The organism is Solimonas sp. SE-A11 (genome assembly GCF_030345715.1).
In the GTDB taxonomy this organism is placed as follows: Bacteria; Pseudomonadota; Gammaproteobacteria; order Nevskiales; family Nevskiaceae; genus Solimonas_A.
The window spans coordinates 30,470-52,287 of the sequence record NZ_JAUASX010000002.1 but is presented as its reverse complement, the minus strand read 5'-3'; the positions used below and the strand labels follow the sequence as shown (position 1 = coordinate 52,287).

The window sequence follows — 21,818 nt, the reverse complement described above, 5'->3', positions numbered from 1 at the left end:
CTACGCGATGGCCCATGACGCGCAAGCGAAACACGGCGGTCCGCCCCCCAAAACGACAAGGGGCGCGGCTGTTGCCGCGCCCCCCGGAGCCCAGGTGCCGCGACTCAGCGCCCGACCAGCGAGCGCGCGATCACTTCCTTCATGATCTCCGACGTGCCGCCGTAGATGCGCTGGATGCGCGCGTCGGCCCAGTAGCGCGAGATTGGGTACTCGGCCATGAAGCCGTAGCCGCCGAACAGCTGCAGGCAGGCGTCGGTGACACGGCCTTCCATCTCGGTGGTGGAGAGCTTGATCATGGCGGCGGTCGGCACGTCGAGCTTCTGCTCGGCGTACAGCGCCACGCACTTCTCGGTGAAGGCGCGGTGCACCTCGATGTCGGTCTTGATCTTGGCCAGCTCGAAGCGGGTGTTCTGGAAGCTGGCGATGGCTTGGCCGAAGGCCTTGCGCGTGGTGACGTATTCGATGGTCTTCTCCATCGCGCCCTGCGCGTGGCCGATGGCGCTGACCGCCAGCACCAGGCGCTCGCGCGGCAGTTCGTCGATCAGGTGGCCAAAGCCGCCGCCGACGCGGCCCAGCACGGTCGAGGCCGGCAGGCGCACGTTGTCGAAGAACAGCTCCGAGGTGTCGGCCGAGTGCAGGCCGATCTTCTCCAGGTTGCGGCCGCGCTTGAAGCCGGGCAGGTCGGTGTCGACGGTGAACAGGGTGGTGCCCTTGCCGCCGGCCTTGGGGTCGGTCTTGGCCGCCAGCACCACCACGCCGGCATTCTGGCCGTTGGTGATGAAGGTCTTGGAGCCGTTGAGGACGTAGGTGTCGCCCTCCAGCAGGGCGCTGGTCTTCATGCCCTGCAGGTCGGAGCCGGCGCCGGGTTCGGTCATGCCGATGGCGCCGATGCACTCGCCGGAGGCCATGCGCGGCAGGTACTTCTGCTTCTGCTCCTCGGTGCCCAGGTGCAGGATGTAGGGCGCGGCGATGTCGGAGTGCACGGTGAGGTTGGAGGCCAGCGCCAGGAAACCCATGCGCGCGGCTTCCTCCACGATCACGCAGGAGAACTCGAAGGGTGCGCCGATGCCGCCGTATTCCTCCGGCTGGTCTACGCAGAGCAGTCCGGCTTCACCCATCTTCAGGTAGAGGGACTTGGGCAGGATGCCGTCCTTCTCCCACTTCTCGTAATGCGGCTCGACCTCGTCGGCGAAGAAGCGGCGGACGTTGTCGCGGAACAGCTCCAGTTCGTTGCTCACGGTGTTTCCTGTGCTAAGTGAAGAAAAATCGTTCAAGGACAGCTCTTGCGCTTCATCGGGAAGCTCAGGCCCGTGGGGCGGCCGTCGCTGGTGCCCTCCAGGCGCATGGTGAGCTTGTCGGGGGCGGCGTACTCGTAGGAGATCTTGCGCGGGAAGGGGCGCTCGGGGTTCTCGAACACCACGCGGTTGGGCGCGACGCTGCTGGAGTTGTAGCGGCTCTCGTCGCCGCCGTACTGCTGCGAGACGAAATCGAAGCCGCCACCGCCACTGGTGACCAGGCGCATGAAGTCGTACTCGCGGGTGTAGCCTTCGCCGACGCGGCGCGACAGGCCCTGCATGCTGTTGCCGGTGGGCGTGGTCCATTGCTCCTCGTAGACGCCGTCGGCGGTGTCGAAGCCCCAGCAGCCGGATAGCCACTTGAACTGCGTGACGCGCAGCGCGTCGTCGTCGGCCGGCTTGGCCGCCAGGGCGGGGGCGGCCAGCAGGGCCAGGCCCAGCATCAGGATCTTGTGCACGTTGTCCTCCGGTTCAGCGATAGCGCGACTCGATCAGGTCGATCTCGCGCACCAGCTTTCGCGATGTCTCGTCAGAGATGCGGCGGTGCCGGGCAAGGGTGAATATCTCCTCGCGCTCCGCCTGCAGGGCGGCCAGGCGCAGCGTCCGCTCGATCTGGTCGGCCTGCCGCAACTGGGCCGCATCGGTCCCGCTGGGGGCGACATCATGCAGCCGGTTCTGGTATAGCGCCAGCAGCCGGGCCGCCGCCGCGGTGTACAGCTCCGCCTCTCCGGCGCGGGCCGGCAGCTCCCGCTGGGCCTTTTCGATGGCCGCCACCGCCCGGCGCGCGGCGGCCAGCCGGGCCAGATCCTCTTCCCGGCGCTCGGCCGGTTCGGCCGGCATCTGCAGGCCGCGCAGCACCCGCGGCAGGGCCAGGCTGGCCACGACCAGCGACAGCAGGATCACCGCGGTGGCCAGGAAGACCACCAGCTCGCGGGCCGGGAAGGGGCGGCCATCGGGCAGCAGCAGCGGCAGCGTCAGCACGCCGGCGAGGGTGATGGCACCGCGCACACCGGCCAGTGACATCGCCGCCACCAGGCGCCAATGTGGCGGCTCCGGCTGCTCGCCTCGCCAGTGCGCCTGCAGCAAGCTCCAGCGCAGCGAGCACCAGACCCAGATGAAGCGCAGCAGCGCCAGGCCGGTGCTGATGCCCAGGGCATAGACGGCCAGCCACCAGGTATTCATGTGGCCGGCTTCCTCGACCGAGCCCAGGGCGTCGCTAAGGATGCCCGGCAACTGCTCCCCGAGCAGCACGAACATGATGCCGTTGAGGGTGAACTGCACGGTGTCCCACACGGCCGCGCGCTGCACCCGGGTGCTGGCCAGGGCCTGGCCGCTGAGTTCCACGCGGCTCATGGTGATGCCCGCCGCCACGGCGGCGAGGATGCCGGAGGCTTCCAGGTGCTCGGCCAGCAGGTAGGCCCCAAAGGGGGTCAGCAAGCTCACCAGGATCGGCGAGCCGCTCTCCTCGCCGAAGTGCCGGGAAATCCAGTTCTGCGCGCGCGCGATGGCCAGGGTGACCGCCACGCCCACCGCCAGGCCGGCCAGTGCCACCCACAGGAACGTCACCGAGGCCGAGGCCAGCGAGAAGCCGCCGGTCATCGCGGCGGCCACGGCGAAGCGGAAGCACACCAGGCCGGAGGCGTCGTTCAGCAGCGACTCGCCCTCCAGGATGTGCATCATTCGCTTGGGGATCGGCGCGCGTGCCGCGATGGACGAGACCGCCACCGGGTCGGTGGGCGAGATGATGGCCGCCAGGGCAAAGGCCACCGGCAGCGGGATCGACGGGATCATCCAGTGGATGAGGAAGCCGGCGCCCAGCACGGTGAAAACCACCAGGCCCAGCGCCAGGGCCAGGATCACGCCGCGGTCGCGGAACAGGCCGCTCTTGGGGATGCGCCAGCCGTCCAGGAACAGCAGCGGCGGAAGGAACAGCAGGAAGAAGATGTCCGGGTCCAGCTCCACGCCCTGCTTGAACACGCCGGAGATCACCGCACCCAGGCCGATCTGCACCAGTGGCAGCGGCAGGCTGAAGGGCAGCATGCGCACGAGATAGCCGCTGGCGAGCACCGCCAGCAGCATCGCCAGGACGACTTCTATCGACTGCATGCCGCTCCGTCGCGACCGCTCATGGCCGCATCAGCCAATGTAACGCTTCACCAGGTCGCCGTAGGCGTCGATGCGCCGGTCACGCAGGAATGGCCACCAGCGGCGTACGCTTTCGCTGCGCGCCAGGTCCACGTCCACCACCAGTACCTCGGACTCCACGCCGGCCTTGGCCAGGAATTCGCCCTGGGGGCCGGCGACGAAGCTGTGGCCCCAGAAGCGCGAGCCCGGCCACTGCCCGGCGGGGTCCGGCTCGAAGCCGACACGGTTGGCCACCAGCACCGGCAGGCCGTTGGCCACGGCATGGGCACGCTGGATGGTCACCCAGGCGTCGCGCTGGCGGGCCTGCTCGTCCTCCGGATCCTGCGGGTTCCAGCCGATAGCGGTGGGGTAGAGCAGCAGGTCGGCACCGGCCAGGGCCATCAGGCGCGCGCCTTCCGGGTACCACTGGTCCCAGCAGACCAGCACGCCGAGCTTGCCGACGCTGGTCTGGATCGGCGTAAAGCCAAGGTCGCCGGGAGTGAAGTAGTACTTCTCGTAGTACCCCGGGTCGTCCGGGATGTGCATCTTGCGGTAGGTGCCGGCGATCTTGCGGCTGCGGTCGAAAACCACGGCGGTATTGTGGTACAGCCCCGGCGCACGCTTCTCGAACAGCGAGGTGACGAGCACGATGCCCAGTTCCTCGGCTAGTGCGCCGAACTGCTCGGTGGACGGGCCGGGGATGGTCTCGGCCAGGTCGAAAAGGCTGGTGTCCTCGTGCTGGCAGAAGTACAGGCCGGTGTGCAGCTCCTGCAGCAGCACCAGCTGCGCGCCGCGCGCGGCGGCCTCGCGGATGCCCTGCTCGGTGGTCTTCACAGTGGGTTCGCGCTCGCCGCTGCAGCTCTGCTGCACCAGGCCGACGCGGAGGATCTGGGTCTTGGCGGTCATCGGGTTCTCCTGCTCGGGCTGTCTTCAGCCCACTGCCGAGGGGATCTGCATGGTCACGCAATGCAGGCTGCCGTACTGGTGGATCAGGGTGCGGCAGTCCACGCCGATCACCTCGCGCCCCGGGAAGCAGGGCACTAGGCGGCGCAGGGCTTCGGCATCGGTCTCCACGCCGTAGGTCGGCACCAGTACGGCACCGTTCATGATCAGGAAGTTCGGGTAGCCGGCCGGCAGGCGCTTGCCGGTCTCGTCGAAGATCGCGGTCGGTAGCGGCAGCGGCACCAGCTTGTAGGGCTGGCCGTTGGCCTGGCGCAAGGCCTGCAGCTCCGCCTCCATGGCCTTGAGGTCCTCGTAGTGCGCGTCGGAGGCTTCGTCGCAGGCCTGGTAGGCGATGGTGGCGGCGTCGCAGAAGCGCGCAACGGTGTCGATATGGCCGTCGGTGTCGTCGCCCAGCAGGTCGCCGTGCTTCAGCCACAGCACGCGCTCCAGGCCGAACCAGGCCTTGAGCTTGGCCTCGATATGGGCCTTGTCGAACTGCGGATTGCGGGTCGGCGCCAGCAGGCAGCGCTCGGTGGTCAGCAGCGTGCCCTGGCCGTCGCTCTCGATGCCGCCACCTTCCAGCACGAAGGCGATCGATTCCACCAGGGTGTTCCAGGCGCCGGCCTTGGCCAGGCCCTGCGTCACCTCGTTGTCCTGGCTGGCGTCGAACTTGTTGCCCCAGCCGTTGAAGATGAAATCCAGGTGGATCGGCTTGCCGTTGCGGAACACCGTGATCGGGCCATGGTCGCGGGCCCAGACGTCATCCGCCGGCACGGCGAACAGGCGCAGGCGTGCGGCTGGGCAGCCAGCCGCCAGCAGGCGGGCGCGCAGGCCTTCCACGTCTTCGCCGCAGGCCACGATCAGTTCCTGGAAGCGGGTGATGGCAGCGGCCAGACGCAGGAAGTTGTCCTCCACGGCCTCGAAACGCTCGGCGAAATCGCCGTCCGGCCGCGGCCAGGTGAGCTGGATGGCGGACTGAGGGGCCCACTCGGAAGGCAGGATCACGGACATCGGCATCTCCAAAACGAGAAAGGGGCGCTTGCGCGCCCCTTGGATACGGTTCAGCGGCCCGCGATTCTAGGGGCTCGCGGATTGCAATTCATCCTTGTTCTGGATCGGCATGGGTGCGCCCTTGACCACCACGTTGATCACGGCGCTGCGCTCAAAGAACACCGAGAAGGCCGGATAGTCCCAGCGCGTGATCGGCGGCTGCTGGGCCGAGCCGCCGCCCTTGGCCGGGTGCTTCACGCTGGGCTCGCCGAACTGGCGGCTGACCGTGGCCATGGAGCTGCCGCGGGCGGGTACGCTGACCGTGGCGGCCGAGGGTTCCTCGGGCAGCGTCAGCACATCGGCCTGGGCAGCGCCGGCGGCGGCGCCGAGCGCCACTGCGAAAGCAAGCAAGGTTGTGCGCATAACTCCCTGACCCCGATCAGTTTTGCCGAACTATAGCACCCGGGCGGAGGGCGGCAACAGGCAAATGCACGATTGCGCTGTTCCGGGAACGCTCGGGCGGCGGCGTGGTCTGCCCAAAGCCAGGCAAACGGCGATCATGCTGTAATACACGGGCAAAAAGACCCAGAAATGCGAAATCCATTCGAGCTTTACGCGGGGCTGCGCTATACGCGGGCCAAGCGGCGTAACCATTTCATTTCCTTCATTTCCGCCGCCTCCATGGCCGGCATCGCCGTGGGCGCCATGGCGCTGATCACGGTGCTGTCGGTGATGAACGGATTCGAGCGCGAGCTGCGGACCCGCATCCTCGGCATGGCATCCCACGCCACCATCTCGGCGTTCGAGGGCGGGCTGTCGGGCTGGCAGGAGGCGGCGAAGAAGGCCGAGACCCACAAGGAGATCGTCGCCGTGGCGCCTTATATCGAGGGCGAGGGCATGATCCGCGTCGGTGGTGAACTGTCCGGCACCCTGCTGCGCGGCATCGATCCGGAGCGCGAATCCCGCGTCAACGAGGTCGCCCAGCACATGAAGGCCGGCAAGCTCACCGACCTCAAGCCCGGCGAGTACAAGATCGTGCTGGGCTACGAGATCGCCCAGGCCATGGGCGTGGGGCCCGGCGACAAGGTGGACCTGATGATCCCGCAGGCCAGCGTCACGCCGGCCGGCGTGTTGCCGCGCTTCCGCCGTTTCACCGTGGCCGGCGTGTTCAAGGTCGGCATGTACGAGTACGACCGCGGCATGGTGCTGATCAACTTGCAGGACGCCCAGACCCTGCTGCGCATGGGCGACAATGTCACCGGCGTGCGCCTGAAGCTTCACGACCTGTTCGAGGCACCGCGGGTGGCGCACGAGCTGGCGCAGGACATGGCAGGCATCTACTTCGTGTCCGACTGGACGCGCAGCCACGCCAACTTCTTCCGCGCCGTGAAGACCGAGAAGATGGTGATGTTCATCATCCTGTCGCTGATCGTCGGCGTGGCCGCCTTCAACATCGTCTCGACGCTGGTGATGGTGGTGCAGGACAAGCAGGCCGACATCGCTATCCTGCGCACCCTGGGCGCCAGCCCGCGTTCGATCATGGCCATCTTCATGGTGCAGGGCTCGATCATCGGCGTGGTCGGCACCCTGCTGGGCGTGGTCGGCGGCATTGCGCTGGCCCTGAACGTGGAGCGGATTGTGCCGCTGCTGGAGATGCTGATGGGCGGCCCGGTACTGGCGCCAGACGTCTACTACATCAGCGACCTGCCGTCCGAGCTCAAATGGAGCGACGTGACCAAGATCAGTATCCTGTCGCTGACCCTAGGCCTGTTGTCCACGATCTACCCGGCCTGGCGCGCCTCGCGCGTGCAGCCGGCCGAAGCCCTGAGGTACGAATGATGTCGATCCTCAAGGCCACCAATCTCTCCAAGACCTTCGACGACGGACGCCTGCGGCTCGACGTGTGGTCCGGCATCGACTTCGAGGTCGCGCGCGGCGAGCGCGTCGCCATCGTGGGTGCCAGCGGTACTGGCAAGTCCACCCTGCTGCACTGCCTGGGCGGGCTGGATGAGCCCAGCACCGGCGAGGTCTGGGTCGGCGGCGAGCGCATGTCGGCGCTGAGCGATGCCGCGCGTGGGCGCCTGCGCAACCAGTCGCTGGGCTTCGTCTACCAGTTCCACCACCTGCTGCCGGAGTTCACGGCGCTGGAGAACGTGGCGATGCCGCTGCTGATCCGCCGCACCAACGAGCGGGAGGCCTACGACCAGGCCGGCGACCTGCTAAAGCGCGTGGGCCTGGGCGATCGCCTGCAGCACAAGCCGGGCGAGCTGTCCGGTGGCGAGCGCCAGCGCGCCGCGGTGGCGCGCGCGCTGGTCACGCGGCCGGCCTGCGTGCTGGCCGACGAACCCACCGGCAACCTCGACACCAAGACCGCCGAGCGTGTCTTCGAGCTGATGCTGGAGCTGAACCAGGAGCTCGGCACCAGCCTGGTCGTGGTCACCCACGACCTGCGCCTGGCCGCACGCATGGATCGCATATGGACCCTGGACAGCGGCCGGCTGGTGCCGACCTCCGCGTCCTGACCCTCTGCTTCACGCTGGGCGTGCTGAGCCTGCACGCCTGGCGTGAGCTGCCGCCCTGGTATCTCCTGGCGCCGCCACTGCTGGCGGCCCTGCCGCGCTGGCGCTACCGCTGGCATTTCCTGTTCCTGGCATTGGGGCTGGGCGTCACCCTCTGGCAGGGCCAGCGCGAACTGGACCAGCGTTGGCCGGCTGCAAGACACGGCGAAATTCTGACGCTGCAGGGGCGCGTCTCCTCCTTGCCTGAGCAAGGGCGTGATCCGCGGGCACCGGAGCAGAAGGTCTGGCGCTTCCGCTTCACCCCCGACGCCTCGGACGATGTGCCACGGCACCTGCGCGTCAGCTGGTACCGCACGCAGCAGGTCGTACGTGCCGGTGAATGCTGGCGCCTGGAACTGAAGCTGCGCAGCCCGCATGGCTCAATGAATCCGGGAGGCTTCGACTACGAGGCCTGGTTGCTGCGCGAGGGCATCGGCGGCACCGCCACGGTGCGGCAGGCCGAGCGCTGTGGCGAGGGTTCCGGCCTGCTGGCGCTGCGCCAGCGGCTGCGCGATGCCATCGAGTCCTGGTTGCCGGGCCATCCGGCTGCACCGATGGTGGCGGCACTGACGCTGGGTGACCAGTCCGGCCTGCGCGATGCCGACTGGGAGACCTTCCGGCTCACCGGCACCAGCCATCTGGTTGCCATTTCCGGCTTCAACATCGCCATCGTCGCCACGCTGGGTTTCTTCCTGGGGCGCTGGCTGTGGACGCTGTGGCCGCCCCTGCTGCTATCCGTGCCGGCACAGAAGGCGGGTTGGGTGGTGTCGGGGCTGTTCGCCATCGCCTACGGCGCCGTGGCGGGTTTCGAGGCGCCGGTGGCGCGGGCGACGCTGATGGCGCTGTTCGTGATCGTCGCCGGCTTCGCCAATCGCCTGGGCCAGCCCTCACGCGTATTGGCACTGGCCTGGCTGGCGGTGCTGCTGGCCGATCCCCTGGCGATCACCAGTCCCGGCCTGTGGCTGTCCTTTGGTGCTGTGGCGGCGATCTTCTATGTTGGCGGTGGGCGGCTGGCACAGTCGCACTGGCTGCGGGCGCTGGTCCTGCTGCAGCTGATGCTGACCGTGGTGCTGATGCCGCTGACGCTGTATTTCTTTCATGGGCTTTCCTGGCCTGCGCCGCTGGTGAACCTGCTGGCGGTGCCGGCGTTTGCCCTGCTGACGCCGCTGCTGCTGGTGACCATGCTGCTGGCTGCGCTATGGCCAGCGGCAGGGGTGCCCCTGCTGGGCTGGAGTGCCGATGCCCTGCAGTGGCTGCGCCTGGGCCTGGAGTCGGCGGCGCAATGGCCGCAAGCCTGGGTCGCCTGGAGCCCTTCCTGGCCGGCGCTGCTGCTGGCACTGCTGGGCGCTGTGCTGCTGTTCGCGCCCCGGGGTTTGCCGCTGCGGCCGCTGGCGCTGCTGTGCTTCCTGCCACTGGCGCTTCCTCCGTCGCTGGCTCCGCGCGCAGGCAGCGTGGAGTTGTCGGTGCTGGACGTGGGGCAGGGGCTGGCGGTGGTGGTGCGTACCGCGAACCACAGCCTGCTCTACGACGCCGGCCCGGCCTTCGAGGAAGGCTTCGATGCCGGCGATTCGGTGGTAGTGCCCTACCTGCTGAGCCGGGGCATCCATCGCCTGGACCGCCTGCTGCTGTCCCATGATGACAACGACCACGCCGGCGGCGTGGCAGCTGTGCTGCGGAGACTGCCGTTGGGCGAGCATTACGGCACACCCGGCCATGCGCCCTGTGCCGAGGGCCTGAGCTGGAACTGGGACGGTGTGGCCTTCGAGGTGCTGCACCCTCAGGCTGAGGGCGGCGGCTCGGACAACAACCGCTCCTGCGTGCTGCGCATCGAGGCGGGCAGGCAGGTGGCCCTGCTGACCGGTGACATCGAGCGTTCCGCCGAGCAGGCCCTGCTTCAGCGCCACGGCGGCCGCCTGCGGGCGGACCTGCTGCTGTCGCCACACCATGGCAGCCGCACGTCGTCCTCGCCGGAATTCGTCACGGCCGTGCAGCCCGGGCAGGTGATCCATGCGGCTGCCTGGCGCAGTTCCTTCGGCCATCCGCGGCCCGAAGTCGTGGCGCGCTACGAGGCAATCGGCGCCAGGCAGTCCGTCACCGGCGTAGAAGGCATGCTGCGGCTGAGCCTGCCGGCCGGAGCCGGTGTCCTGCCGGAGCGCTGGCGGCATCAGGCCGGGCGCTGGTGGAACGCTCCGGCCGAGCCCTGAGTCCTCTGCCCGGGCCGCAAATGAAAATCCCCGCGCAAGGCGGGGATTTTCATTGAGAACCAGCTCAGAGGATGGTTGGGTTCGGCGCGTCGCCGTACACGGCCTTGGGGTCGAAGGTCTTTTCCTTCTCCTCGTAGTTCAGCACGCGCACGTCCGGGCCCTCGCCGGTCGGCACCGAGCGATAGAAGCAGGAGCGGTAGCCCACGTGGCAGCTGGCGTCGCCGATGACGTTGACGCTGAGCCAGATGGCGTCCTGGTCGTCGTCGATGCGCAGGGACACGACCTTCTGGGTCAGGCCGCTGGTAGCGCCCTTGTGCCAGATCACCTTGCGTGAGCGCGACCAGTAGTGCGCTTCGCCGGTCAGGATCGTCTTCTTGAGCGCTTCGGCGTTCATGTAGCCCAGCATCAGCACCTCACCATTGTGGGAGGCGGTGGTGACACAGGGGATCAGGCCATGCTCGTCGAACTTCGGCGCGAGCTCATTGCCTTCCTCGACCTGTTCGATCGTGACACGGGGGAAGAACTGAATATCGGAAAAGGACATGTTGGTTCCGGTAAAGCCCAAAAAGCGGGCGGCATTATAGGCGCCTGAGCCGGGGTTTGCCTGTTTCAGTTGGCAATACTGCCCCAGCCTCGGCGGCGTCCCTCACCTCCGCCTCGTTCAGGGGTGGGCAGCGGCTGCCGTTCGACGCGAGGTGGGCGGGTGGCGTCGGGCGGGCGGGCCGGGCCAATGGCGCTGCCCAAGGCTTGACCTGCCCAGCCGCCCCGGCGGGGGCGATCCTGCGAGGCTGGCGGCGAGGGCTGGACGGGCTGCTGCGCCTGGGGTGGGCGGGGCGGGGTGCCATGGCCGCCGGAGTTTGCGCCCCAGAGGCCGCCGCGCGGGCGATCGTCCCTGGGGCGTGGATCCGGTCGAGGGTCCGGGCGGTTGGGCGGCCGGGTCGCATCCTGGACCACGCTGCCCCAGGAATTGCCCCGGTCGCGGTCCGGCCGGTCTGGTCGAGGGCCGTGGTAATCACGGTCGTCGTGACCGTGGCGCACAGGTGGACGGTAGTAGCCATGGCCGGGGCGATAGTAGTAGTCGGGCCCCGGTCGGTAGGAGTAGTAGTAGACGTCCGGACCATAGTAGTAGGACGGATAGGGGTCGTAGGAGTAGGTGTCGTAGCCGTAGACGCGGCCGACCTCCTGCGGGTAGTACGGACCCGTGGCGACGCAGCCCGCGAGCATCAGGCTCGGCAGGACAAGGACGGCAGGGAACAGGCGCATGGTCGTTTCCGGTAGTGGACGCCGCTACTTTCGCTCGGCGGGCATTAATCCGGAATGAATGGGGGCGATCCTGCGTTTTGCCAGACCGGGCCGACGGGCGGTCGACGTGGAAACCACTTATCCGGCGCGGGCGATGGCGCCCTTCATCACGCCTTCGTAGGCGCGTACTTCCACTTGGCGGCCGGGGTGCTCGGCGTGGACGGTACGGGCGATGTAGCGCGCCAGCTTTTCCACCGTGGTGTCGCCGTCCAGCAGCTCGCAGCGCTGCGCCGGCAGCTCCAGGGCAAAGTCGCCGTCCACCGAGGTGTACTCGAAACGCACGCGCTCGGCGCTGTCCAGCACCACGTCTTCCTGGGTGCCCAGGTAGATATCCTTCCAGCGGCTGGCCCAGGCCTGCTCCAGCGCCGCCTCGCGTCGGCCGTCCAGGCGGATCTCGATGCGCGAGCGGTGGCCGTGCGCGATGCGCTGGCAGTGGCCGATGTGCTTCTTCAGGCCGTGGGCGTAGTGGTAGTAGGCCCCGTCCACCACCTCATGCCGCAAGTGCAGGCGGACCTCCGCGACGTTGGTGGGCACCTGCTGGGCCACCAGGGGCTGCAGGTGGGCGGTCAGGCTTTCCGTGGTGATGGTGGGTGCATCCACCACGCAGATGGCATCCGCGGGGGACCGGTGCTCGATGGGACCGTCCGTCGGGCCGCTGAAATGGAGCTCGCTGCCCTGGCTGTTGTGCTGCAGCTTGAGACCGGCGTGGCGGTGCGGCACCAGTAGCTGGTGGTCACCGATCCCGTCCAGCAACTTCTTCAGGCGCTTCTTGACCTCGCCGAAGTCCAGCACCATGGACTGCTGATCCAGGTCCCCGGCCAGTTCCACGTCCACGATCCAGCTTTCGCCCACCAGGCCGCGCTGGGGGTCCAGGAAGGCGCAGTCCAGGACGGTCAGTTGCTCTACGAACAGGCGGATCATCTCCGTATTGTAATCGGTCGCTGGCGGTTCTTCCTGCTAAAATCCTGATTTCGCCCGAAGAATCACTGCAAAAGCCCTCATCATGGCCGTCACCCGCTTCGCTCCCAGCCCCACCGGCTACCTCCATATCGGCGGCGCCCGCACCGCGCTGTTCTCCTACCTGTACGCCAAGCGCTTCGGCGGCAAGTTCCTGCTGCGTATCGAGGACACCGACCGCGAGCGTTCGACGCAGGAAGCGGTGGACGCGATCTTCGAGGGCATGGCTTGGCTGGGGCTGAAGTCCGACTTCGCCGAGATCTACCAGACCCAGCGCTTCGACCGCTATGCGGAGGTGGTGAAGCAGATGCTGGCCGCCGGCACCGCCTACCACTGCTACGCCAGCAAGGAAGAACTGGACCAGATGCGCGCCGAGCAGATGGCGCGCAAGGAAAAGCCGCGTTATGACGGCCGCTGGCGCCCGGAGGAGGGCAAGGTCCTGCCGGCCCCGCCGGAGGGCGTGCGGCCGGTGGTGCGCTTCCGCAATCCACTGGACGGACAGGTCGTGCTGAAGGACCTGATCAAGGGCGAGATCGTGTTCGACAACAAGGAACTCGACGATCTCATCATTGCCCGCGCCGACGGCGTGCCCACCTACAACTTCTGCGTGGTGGTGGACGACTGGGACATGGGCATCACCCACGTCATCCGCGGCGACGATCACGTCAACAACACCCCGCGCCAGATCAACATCCTGAAGGCCCTCGGCACCACGCCGCCGGAGTACGCGCACGTCTCGATGATCCTGGGCGCCGACGGCGCCAAGCTGTCCAAGCGCCATGGCGCGCTGTCGGTCACCGAGTACCGCGCCATGGGCTTCATGCCCGAGGCGCTGCTGAACTACCTCGTGCGCCTGGGCTGGAGCCATGGCGACCAGGAGCTGTTCACCCGCCAGGAGATGATCGAGAAGTTCGACTTCGATCACGTCTCCGCCTCGCCGGCGCGCTTCGACATGGAAAAGGCCTACTGGGTCAATCACCAGTACCTGAAGATCACCGATCCGGCCGTCGTCGCCACCGAGTTCGACTGGCACCTGCGCCGTATCGGCGTGGACCCGGCTAACGGCCCGGCGCTGGAGCCGGTGATCGAGCAGCAGCGCGAGCGTTGCCGCACCCTGGTGGAGATGGCGGAGAAGTCCAGGTTCTTCTACGCCGACCTGGACGGCTACAACGAGAAGGACGCCGCCAAGCATCTTACCGCCGAGGGTGCCGTTCTGTTGGACGAACTGGCTGCGGCGCTGGAGGCGCTGCCGGAGTGGAGCGCCCCGGCGCTGCACGTTGCGGTGAATGGTTTCGCGGCAGGCCGTGGCCTGGGCCTGGGCAAGGTGGCCCAGCCGATCCGCGTCGCCGTGGTCGGCATGGCGATCTCGCCGCCGATCGACCAGACCCTGTTCCTGCTGGGACGCGATCGAACGCTCGCGCGGCTCAAGGCCGCCGTCGCGTACGTCCAGAACAAGTCCTGAGTCACCCCATTTTCGGCAGAAGCAAACATGGCAATCGAAATCACCTTTCCGGACGGCAATAAAAAGTCGTTCGATGCGCCCGTCAGCGGTCTCGCGATCGCGCAGGGCATTTCCCCGGGCCTGGCCAAGAAGGCCGCGCTGGTCACCGTCAACGGCGAGCTCTGGGACCTGACCCGTCCCATCGACCGCGACGCCAGCATCAGCATCATCACTCGCGACAAGCCGGAGGCCCTCGAGGTCATCCGCCACGACGCGGCGCACGTGCTGGCGCAGGCGGTGCAGGAGCTGTTCCCCGGCACCCAGATCACCTTCGGCCCCGCCACCGAGGTCGGCTTCTACTACGACTTCGCCCGCGAGCAGGCTTTCAGCGAGACCGACCTCGAGCAGATCGAGGCGAAGATGCGCGAGATCGTGAAGCGTGACCTGCCGATCACCCGCGAGGTCTGGGACCACGACGCGGCGGTGAAGCACTTCGAGGCAGCGGGCGAAACCTTCAAGGCCGAGTGGATCCGCGAGGGCATCGCGGCCGACGAAGAGCTGACCATCTACCGCCAGGGTGACAAGTGGCTGGACATGTGCCTGGGCCCGCATCTGCCGTCCACTGGCAAGCTCGGCAACGCCTTCAAGCTGATCCGCGTCGGCGGCGTCTACTGGCGCGGCGATGCCAACAACGCGCAGTTGCAGCGCATCTACGGCGTGGCCTTCGCCACCGAGGATGAGCTGAAGGCCTATCTCAAGCAGGTCGAAGAGGCCGAGAAGCGCGATCACCGCAAGCTGGCCCGCCAACTGGATCTCTTCCACCAGCAGGAAGAGGCGCCGGGCATGGTGTTCTGGCACCCCAAGGGCTGGGCCATCTGGCAGGCCGTGGAGCAGTACGTGCGCGGTGTTTACCGCAAGGCCGGCTACCAGGAAGTGCGCGGCCCGCAGATTCTGGACGTTAGCCTCTGGAAGAAGTCCGGTCACTGGGACAACTACCAGGACAACATGTTCTTCACCGAGAGCGAGAAGCGCAGCTACGCGATCAAGCCGATGAACTGCCCGGGCCACGTGCAGATCTACAACGCCGGCCTGCATTCCTACCGCGACCTGCCGATCCGCTACGCCGAGTTCGGGGGCTGCCACCGCAACGAGCCCTCCGGCGCGCTGCACGGCATCATGCGCGTGCGCGCCTTCACCCAGGACGATGGCCACATCTTCTGCACCGAAGAGCAAGTGGAGTCCGAGGTTTCCGCCTTCCACAAGCAGGCGATGGGAGTTTACGCAGACTTCGGTTTCACCGATCTGGCCGTGAAGCTGGCGCTGCGCCCCGAGAAGCGCCTGGGCACGGAAGAGGCCTGGGACCGCGCCGAGGACGCCCTGCGCGCCGCGCTGCGTACCGCCGGGGTGGAATGGACCGAACTGCCGGGCGAGGGTGCCTTCTACGGTCCCAAGATCGAGTACCACCTGAAGGATTCGATCGGCCGCTCCTGGCAGGTCGGCACCATCCAGTACGATCCAATGATGCCAGAGCGCCTGGATGCCTCGTACATCGACGAGAGCTCGCAGCGCCGCCGCCCGATCATGCTCCACCGCGCCATCGTCGGTTCCATGGAGCGTTTCATCGGCATCCTGATCGAGCACCACGCCGGCGCGCTGCCGCTGTGGCTGTCGCCGGTGCAGGCCGTGGTGGCGCCGATCGTCTCGGACGCCGATGGCTACGCCAGCGAGGTCTGTGAGGCGCTGAAGGATGCCGGTCTGCGCGCGCAGACCGATCTGCGCAACGAGAAGATCAACTACAAGATCCGCGAGCATGCCACGCAGAAAATCCCGGTGATCGTCGTCGTCGGCCGCAAGGAAGCGGAGGAGCGCACCGTGACCCTGCGCTTCCGTGGCGAGGAGAAGCAGGAAACCCTGTCGCTGGCGGATGCGATTGCACGCCTGAAAGCCTCCTGAAAAACCTCAGTCCACGAATGAACGCAAGTAACCGCGTGTATTCATTCGCGTTCATTTGCGCTCATTTGCGGGCTGCCTTGCTGTTGCTGGCGGCGATGCAGGCCATGCCCGCCGCCGCCTTGGACCTCAAAGGCTCCTGGCAGCAGGGCAGCCTGGTGACCGGCCAGGTGGAGCCCGGCACGCAGGTCTGGTTCAAGGATCGCGCCCTGCGGGTTTCCCCGCAGGGGAACTTCGTCTTTGGCCTGGATCGTGACGAGCCGGTCGAGGTCGAGGTCGAGTTGCGTTGGCAGGGCAGGGGCGACACCACCCCGCAGGCCCGTCGCTACGCCGTGGCGCCGCGGCCCTGGAACATCCAGCGCATCGACGGCCTGCCACAGGACAAGGTGGAACCGCCAACGGCCGTGACGGCCCGCATCGAGCGCGAGCAGGCCCTGCTCAATGCCGCCCGTGACCGTGATACAACAGGACAGGGCTGGCGCCAGGGCTTCGCCTGGGCCGCCACTGGGCGCATTTCCGGTGTCTTCGGCAACCAGCGCATCCTCAACGGCATTCCCAAGCAACCGCACTACGGCGTGGATGTGGCCGTGCCGGTGGGCACGCCGATCAGGGCTCCCGCCGATGGCATCGTCAGCCTGGCGGAGCCTGATCTCTATTTCACCGGTGGCACGCTGATGATCGACCATGGCCACGGGGTGCATTCGATCATGGTGCACCTGTCGGCGCTCAAGATCGGGGTAGGCGAGCCGGTGCGGCAGGGCGAGGTCGTGGCGCTGTCCGGCAAGACCGGCCGAGCCACCGGGCCGCATCTGCACTGGGGTATCGGCTGGTTCCGCTCGCGCGTGGACCCGCAGACGCTGCTGCCTCCGATGCCTGCGCAGCGACGCTAGCGGGGGCGTGTGGGTCTCGCGGGTCGTATCATCAATTATTAATGATAATCATTCATATTATTTTTAATATCGTGGCTCGACTACACGCTGACCGAGTCGGAGCAGAAGAGCGGCGCTAGCAAGGGTAAGCCGATCCCCGACACCACGCCGGCCAGGCACATGCTCAACATGACGCTGGATTGGAAGGCCACGACCCGCACCAATCTCTTCCCGACCGCGGAGGCGAGGGCGGACCGTTACCGCGACACCATCAACATCCTGGGCCCGGGCGGCGCCGTGGTGGGCACCGAGGACCGCTTCTGCAAGGACCACCAGTTCTTCCATCTGGGAGGCTCGTTCAAGGCCAGCGACACCCTGACCTTCAACGGCCGCATCAACAACCTGCTGGACAAGGAATTCCTGTCCCGCAGCGCTGCACGCTGAATGCCGCGCAGGACGCCTACGAGCTCTGCATGTGCGACTTCAACGTCAAGGATCGTGCGCGCAGCTACTGGCTCGGGGCGACGATGCGGTTCCAAGGCGGCTCGGGACGCGCCAATTCGTTGATTCATGGGGAGGCTGCCGGAGAAATCCGGCGGCCTTTTCCCCTTTCCGGAGGCCGGCGGGGCCATGCAGGATGCAGGAGACAAGGCAGAAGACAGGATCGCTAGTTTGAATACAAATGATTCTCATGTAGAATGGATTCGATCGCGGAATCGGGATTTATGCCGGCTGCGCTTACATGGGGCGGTGGATGGCGAAAACCACCGGGAAAAGGGGTGCCGCCCATACATCGAGAGTCCTCCTGGGAGTGTTGCAGATGAAATTCCGTATGACGCCTGTCGCGGCTGCGCTGACCGCGATGTTCGCCGTTCCGTCCCTCGCCATGGCCGAAGACGCACCCGTAGCGGCCCCGGCCGCCGAGACCGCTCCGGCCGTGGCCGAGACCACGGCGCCCGTCGCAGCCGAATCCGACAAGGTGCAGTTGCCGGCCGTGAAGGTTCAGGACCGCCAGGTCAATGAGTACAAGGTCGAAACCCTGCAGTCGCCCAAGTACGTCAAGCCTCTGCTGGACACGCCGCAGAACATCACTGTCATCTCCAAGAAGGTCATCGAGGATCAGAACGTCCTGACGCTGCGTGACATCCTCGGCAACGTTCCGGGCATCACCTTCGGCGCGGGCGAGGGAGGCGGTGGCTATGGCGACAGCATCAGCATCCGCGGCTACGCCGGCAGCAACGACGTCACTACCGACGGCATCCGGGATAGCGGCCAGTACACCCGCTCCGATCCCTTCAACCTCGAGTCCGTCGAGGTGGTCAAGGGCGCCAACTCCGCCAACTCCGGCGCCGGAGCCGTCGGCGGCACGATCAACCTCGTCAGCAAGACGCCCAAGGCGGATCAGTTCGCCCGCGTCAGCGCTGGCCTGGGCACTGACAACTACTACCGTGCCACCGTGGATGTGAACCAGCCGGTGTCCGATGGCATCGCGCTGCGACTGAATGCGATGAAGCACGAAAACGATGTGCCGGGCCGCGACGTCGAGAAATTCGACCGCTGGGGTATCGCTCCTTCGGTGGCTTTCGGCCTCGGCGGCAGCACGCAGTTCTCGCTGGCACTGTTCCATCAGGAAGACGACAACATCCCGCAGTACGGCGTGCTGTTCCGCAACAACCGCCCGGTGCCGGGCGTGGACAGCAGCAACTACTACGGCTACAGCAACCTCGACACCCAGGAAATCAGGAACACCGCGGTCACCGGTATCCTGGATCACAAGTTCAACGACGCGCTGAGCCTGCGCAACCTGTCGCGCGTGGGCCGCACTACCCAGTTCCTCATCGTCGATCCGCCGCAGGGCAACGTTTGTCTCGCGGCCGGCCAAACCGTTCTGGGTGGCACGGCGACTTGCGCCGCGGCGGGCTACACGCCGTCCGGCCCGCGCGGCAACGTACGCGATACCGTCAACGAGATCGTATCCAACCAGACCGACCTGACCTGGCGTACCACGCTGGGCGGCATGACCAATGCCCTGGTGACTGGCGTGCAGTTGACGCGCGAGACCTTCGAGCTGGAAGGGGGCAACACGCTGCGCAAGACCGATGGAAGCCCGGCGACGCTGCCGGTGATGGACATCTACAACCCCGACCACGTCTACACCGGCCCGGCCAACTACTTCCGCACCAGCAAGAGCGAGGGTGAGCAGAAGAACGCGGCCATCTATATCTCCGATACGCTGGACCTGACCAAGCAGTGGGCCGTGACCGGCGGCCTGCGCGTGGAGCGCAACGAGGGCAGCTCCACGGCGTATACGGTAAAGACCTACACGGCGCCGACGGGAACCAACCCGACCCCGGACAACAGCAACCTTGGCAGCGTCACCGCCAAGGGCGCGCCCGCCGAGAATGAGGACACCCTGTTCTCCTACCGCGCCGGCGTGGTGTTCAAGCCGGTCGAGACGGCGAGCATCTACGTCAACTACGGCAACTCGGAAACCCCGTCCAAGGCCTCGGTCAACGGCAGCTGCACGGTGGTCACCACGCCTCCTCCGACGCCGCCCCAGAACAACGCCAACTGCAACGTCGATCCGGAAGAGGCCCGCAGCTACGAGATCGGCGCCAAGTGGGACCTGTTCGACGCCAAGCTACAGCTCACCAGCGCGATCTTCCGCATCGAGCGCACCAACTTTCGCGTGGCCTCGGCTGACGTGACCGTTCCGGAGCAGCAGCTCGACGGCGAAAGCCGCGTCAAGGGCTTCGAGCTCGGCGCCACGGGCCTGATCACGAGCAAGTGGTCGGTCTTCGGTAGCTACGCCTACCTCGACAGCGAGATCAAGCGCAGCGTCGCCAAGAATGCGACCACCCCGGTGGTCGACACGCAGAAGGGCCAGGACCTGCCCAATACGCCCAAGAACGGCTTCAACCTGTGGACCACCTACAAGCTGCCGCTGCGCCTGGAAGTGGGCTACGGCGCGCAGTACCAGGGCAGTGTGCTGCCGAACAACTCGGCCACCGCGCCGAACAATGTCCGGGTCGACGGCTACTGGGTATACAAGGCCTCGCTGGGTTGGCAGGCGAGCCGTGAGTTCAACCTGCGCCTGAACCTCAACAACCTCACGGACGAGGAGTACTACACCCGCGTGCGTGGTACCGGTTGGGCCACTCCGGGCGAGGGCCGCCAAGCCGTGCTGACGGCAAACTACGAGTTCTGATCGTAGTAACGCAGCAAAAACCCCACCCGTTATATTGGGTGGGGTTTTTGCTTTCTCCGAGGACGCGACATGCTGCTGAAGATTCCGGGTGTCTTGACGGCCGAACAGGTGGAGCAGTGCCGTGCCGCGCTAGAGCAGGCCGACTGGGTCGATGGCCGCGTGACCGCCGGACACCAGTCGGGTCGCGTCAAGAACAACCAGCAGTTGTCCGAGGACCACCCCGTTGCGCGGCAGTGGGGAGATCTCATCTCACAGACCTTGGCGCGCAACATGCTGTTCCGCTCCGCGGCGCTGCCGGCCAAGATCTACCCGCCGCTGTTCAACCGCTACTCGGGTGGCGGCAACTTTGGCGTGCACGTGGACAACGCCGTCCGCGACGTGCGCGGCACGCCGCATCGCGTGCGGACGGACATCTCCGCCACGCTGTTCCTGGTGGAGCCGGGCGAGTACGACGGCGGCGAGCTGGTGGTGGAGGACACCTATGGCGCACAGAGCATCAAGTTTGCCGCCGGTGACATGGTGTTGTATCCCGGTACCAGCCTGCATCGCGTCAACCCGGTCACGCGGGGCACACGGCTGGCGTCCTTCTTCTGGATCCAGAGCCTGGTGAGGGAAGATTCGCAGCGAAGCCTGCTTTTCGACATGGATACCGCGATCCAGCGATTGGCTGTCAACGTACCGGACCATCCATCCGTTACTCAGTTGACGGGGGTGTATCACAACCTGCTGCGTCGCTGGGTCGAGGTCTGAGGGACGGGCATGCAAGCCAAGCAGGACCAAAAACGCCGGGCGTTCTGGCTTAAGCATCTGCACCAGTGGCACTGGATCAGCTCGGCCCTGTGCCTGATCGGCATGATCCTGTTCGCCGCCACAGGCATCACGCTGAACCATGCCTCGCAGATCAAGGCAAAGGTCGAGGTGGTGACGCAGACGGCGCAGTTGCCGGAGCCCCTGCGGGCCGAGACCGCGGCCGCAGCGCAGGCAGGCACGAAGGGCGCATTGCCGCCGGTGTTGGCCGCCTGGCTGCAGGAGTCCCTGTCGGTCGAAGCCAGCCAGCGCGATCCGGAATGGAACGATGGCGAGATCTATCTCTCGCTGCCGCGGCCGGGCGGCGATGCCTGGGTCAGTTTTGACCTGGAGAGCGGCGAAGTGGAGTACGAGCAGACCGACCGGGGCTGGATTTCGTATTTCAATGATTTGCACAAGGGCCGCAATGCGGGCGTGGCCTGGGGCTGGTTCATCGACCTGTTCGCGGTGGCCTGCCTGATCTTTTGCATCACCGGCCTGTTCCTGCTGCAGATCCATGCAGGGAACCGGCCCGCCACCTGGCCGATCGTCGGGCTGGGACTGGTGATTCCTTTGGTACTGGCGATCCTGTTCATTCACTAAAAACTTTCGAGGCTCCCACATGCGTCACCGCATTCCCCTCGTACTCTGCAGCATGCTGCCGGGCACCGTACTGGCCGCAAACCTGGACCTGACCATCGAGATTCCCCGCCTGGACGTGGCCGAGTATCACCGTCCCTACGTCGCCGTCTGGCTCGAACGTGAGGACAAGAGCGTGGCCGCCAACCTGGCGGTCTGGTACCAGCAGCCCAAGAAGGGCGAGAAGGTACCGGCCGCCGCTGCCGCCGGTGCGCCGGGCGGCATGCAGGGCGCCGCGGCCAATCCCCAGGGCGGTGCCAAGTGGCTGCCGGACCTGCGCCAGTGGTGGCGCCGCAGTGGCCGCGAGCTGACGCTGCCGGCCGATGGCATCACCGGCGCCACCCGTGCCCCGGGCGAGCACGCCATGAGCTTCAACGTGGCCGACCTGCCTGCAGGCCAGTACAAGCTGGTGGTCGAGGCGGCGCGCGAGGAGGGCGGCCGTGAACTGGTCGACGTGCCTTTCCAGGTGCCTGCCAAGGACGCGCAGGTCATCAAGGCCAAGGGCTCGCGCGAGCTTGGCGCTATCTCCCTCAGCGTCAAGCCCTGATCAACG

The 21,818-nt window shown here is 66.8% G+C and carries 19 protein-coding genes; 11 read left to right on the top strand and 8 right to left on the bottom strand.

Annotated elements, in window-relative coordinates:
* Positions 1-104 precede the first annotated feature (104 nt).
* From QT386_RS03735 to QT386_RS03710, 6 genes are all read right to left on the bottom strand, one after another.
* A complete protein-coding gene (locus tag QT386_RS03735; RefSeq protein WP_289272398.1) occupies positions 105-1,238 on the bottom strand; it encodes an acyl-CoA dehydrogenase family protein in 1,134 nt (377 codons plus the stop codon).
* Between the two features lie 32 nt (positions 1,239-1,270).
* Complete coding sequence (locus QT386_RS03730; RefSeq protein WP_289272397.1) at positions 1,271-1,753, bottom strand: DUF6265 family protein; 483 nt, start codon at positions 1,751-1,753, stop codon at positions 1,271-1,273.
* A 13-nt stretch (positions 1,754-1,766) separates the two neighbouring features.
* Positions 1,767-3,401: a Na+/H+ antiporter gene (locus QT386_RS03725; protein WP_289272396.1), complete on the bottom strand. Its 1,635-nt coding sequence runs from the start codon at positions 3,399-3,401 to the stop codon at positions 1,767-1,769.
* Positions 3,402-3,431: 30 nt separating this feature from the next.
* The gene (locus QT386_RS03720; RefSeq protein ID WP_289272395.1) at positions 3,432-4,325 is read right to left on the bottom strand and encodes a carbon-nitrogen hydrolase; all 894 of its coding nucleotides are present in this window, start codon (positions 4,323-4,325) and stop codon (positions 3,432-3,434) included.
* Positions 4,326-4,349: 24 nt separating this feature from the next.
* Positions 4,350-5,372 (bottom strand): agmatine/peptidylarginine deiminase, encoded by a 1,023-nt coding sequence (locus QT386_RS03715; protein WP_289272394.1) that lies wholly within the window; start codon positions 5,370-5,372, stop codon positions 4,350-4,352.
* A gap of 66 nt (positions 5,373-5,438) precedes the next feature.
* A complete protein-coding gene (locus QT386_RS03710; RefSeq protein WP_289272393.1) occupies positions 5,439-5,762 on the bottom strand; it encodes a hypothetical protein in 324 nt (107 codons plus the stop codon).
* Positions 5,763-5,942: 180 nt separating this feature from the next.
* On the opposite strand from QT386_RS03710, the gene QT386_RS03705 reads away from it, so the two are divergent.
* From QT386_RS03705 to QT386_RS03695, 3 genes are read left to right on the top strand one after another with little or no spacing between them, the layout of a single operon-like run.
* On the top strand, positions 5,943-7,190 hold the full coding sequence (locus QT386_RS03705; protein ID WP_289272392.1) for a lipoprotein-releasing ABC transporter permease subunit: 1,248 nt from the start codon (positions 5,943-5,945) through the stop codon (positions 7,188-7,190).
* On the top strand, positions 7,190-7,873 hold the full coding sequence (gene lolD, locus QT386_RS03700) for a lipoprotein-releasing ABC transporter ATP-binding protein LolD (RefSeq protein ID WP_367401387.1): 684 nt from the start codon (positions 7,190-7,192) through the stop codon (positions 7,871-7,873). The genes QT386_RS03705 and lolD overlap by 1 nt, the downstream gene beginning before the upstream one ends.
* Positions 7,828-10,113, top strand: coding sequence for a DNA internalization-related competence protein ComEC/Rec2 (locus QT386_RS03695; RefSeq protein WP_289272390.1), 2,286 nt, complete (start codon positions 7,828-7,830; stop codon positions 10,111-10,113). The genes lolD and QT386_RS03695 overlap by 46 nt, the downstream gene beginning before the upstream one ends.
* Positions 10,114-10,177: 64 nt before the next feature.
* On the opposite strand, the gene hisI is transcribed toward QT386_RS03695, so the two are convergent.
* Together hisI and QT386_RS03685 are read right to left on the bottom strand one after the other, a co-directional pair.
* Positions 10,178-10,657 (bottom strand): phosphoribosyl-AMP cyclohydrolase, encoded by a 480-nt coding sequence (gene hisI / locus QT386_RS03690; RefSeq protein WP_289272389.1) that lies wholly within the window; start codon positions 10,655-10,657, stop codon positions 10,178-10,180.
* 836 nt (positions 10,658-11,493) lie between these two features.
* The gene (locus QT386_RS03685) at positions 11,494-12,336 is read right to left on the bottom strand and encodes a 6-carboxytetrahydropterin synthase (RefSeq protein ID WP_289272388.1); all 843 of its coding nucleotides are present in this window, start codon (positions 12,334-12,336) and stop codon (positions 11,494-11,496) included.
* Between the two features lie 79 nt (positions 12,337-12,415).
* Here QT386_RS03685 and gltX point away from each other — a divergent pair, with 79 nt between their 5' ends.
* The 8 genes from gltX to QT386_RS03645 all read left to right on the top strand — a co-directional run bounded on the left by gltX (position 12,416) and on the right by QT386_RS03645 (position 21,812).
* Positions 12,416-13,834: a glutamate--tRNA ligase gene (gene gltX / locus QT386_RS03680; RefSeq protein ID WP_367401386.1), complete on the top strand. Its 1,419-nt coding sequence runs from the start codon at positions 12,416-12,418 to the stop codon at positions 13,832-13,834.
* Between the two features lie 27 nt (positions 13,835-13,861).
* On the top strand, positions 13,862-15,766 hold the full coding sequence (gene thrS / locus QT386_RS03675) for a threonine--tRNA ligase (protein ID WP_289272386.1): 1,905 nt from the start codon (positions 13,862-13,864) through the stop codon (positions 15,764-15,766).
* Between the two features lie 104 nt (positions 15,767-15,870).
* The gene (locus QT386_RS03670) at positions 15,871-16,653 is read left to right on the top strand and encodes a M23 family metallopeptidase (protein ID WP_289272385.1); all 783 of its coding nucleotides are present in this window, start codon (positions 15,871-15,873) and stop codon (positions 16,651-16,653) included.
* Positions 16,654-16,812: 159 nt separating this feature from the next.
* A complete protein-coding gene (locus QT386_RS03665) occupies positions 16,813-17,076 on the top strand; it encodes a hypothetical protein (RefSeq protein WP_289272384.1) in 264 nt (87 codons plus the stop codon).
* A gap of 388 nt (positions 17,077-17,464) precedes the next feature.
* Positions 17,465-19,840: a TonB-dependent siderophore receptor gene (locus tag QT386_RS03660; protein ID WP_289272383.1), complete on the top strand. Its 2,376-nt coding sequence runs from the start codon at positions 17,465-17,467 to the stop codon at positions 19,838-19,840.
* A 69-nt stretch (positions 19,841-19,909) separates the two neighbouring features.
* The gene (locus QT386_RS03655; protein WP_289272382.1) at positions 19,910-20,590 is read left to right on the top strand and encodes a Fe2+-dependent dioxygenase; all 681 of its coding nucleotides are present in this window, start codon (positions 19,910-19,912) and stop codon (positions 20,588-20,590) included.
* 9 nt (positions 20,591-20,599) lie between these two features.
* Entirely contained in the window at positions 20,600-21,229 is a 630-nt protein-coding gene (locus tag QT386_RS03650) for a PepSY-associated TM helix domain-containing protein (RefSeq protein WP_289272381.1), read from the top strand.
* Between the two features lie 19 nt (positions 21,230-21,248).
* Positions 21,249-21,812, top strand: coding sequence for a DUF2271 domain-containing protein (locus QT386_RS03645; protein ID WP_289272380.1), 564 nt, complete (start codon positions 21,249-21,251; stop codon positions 21,810-21,812).
* Positions 21,813-21,818 lie beyond the last annotated feature (6 nt).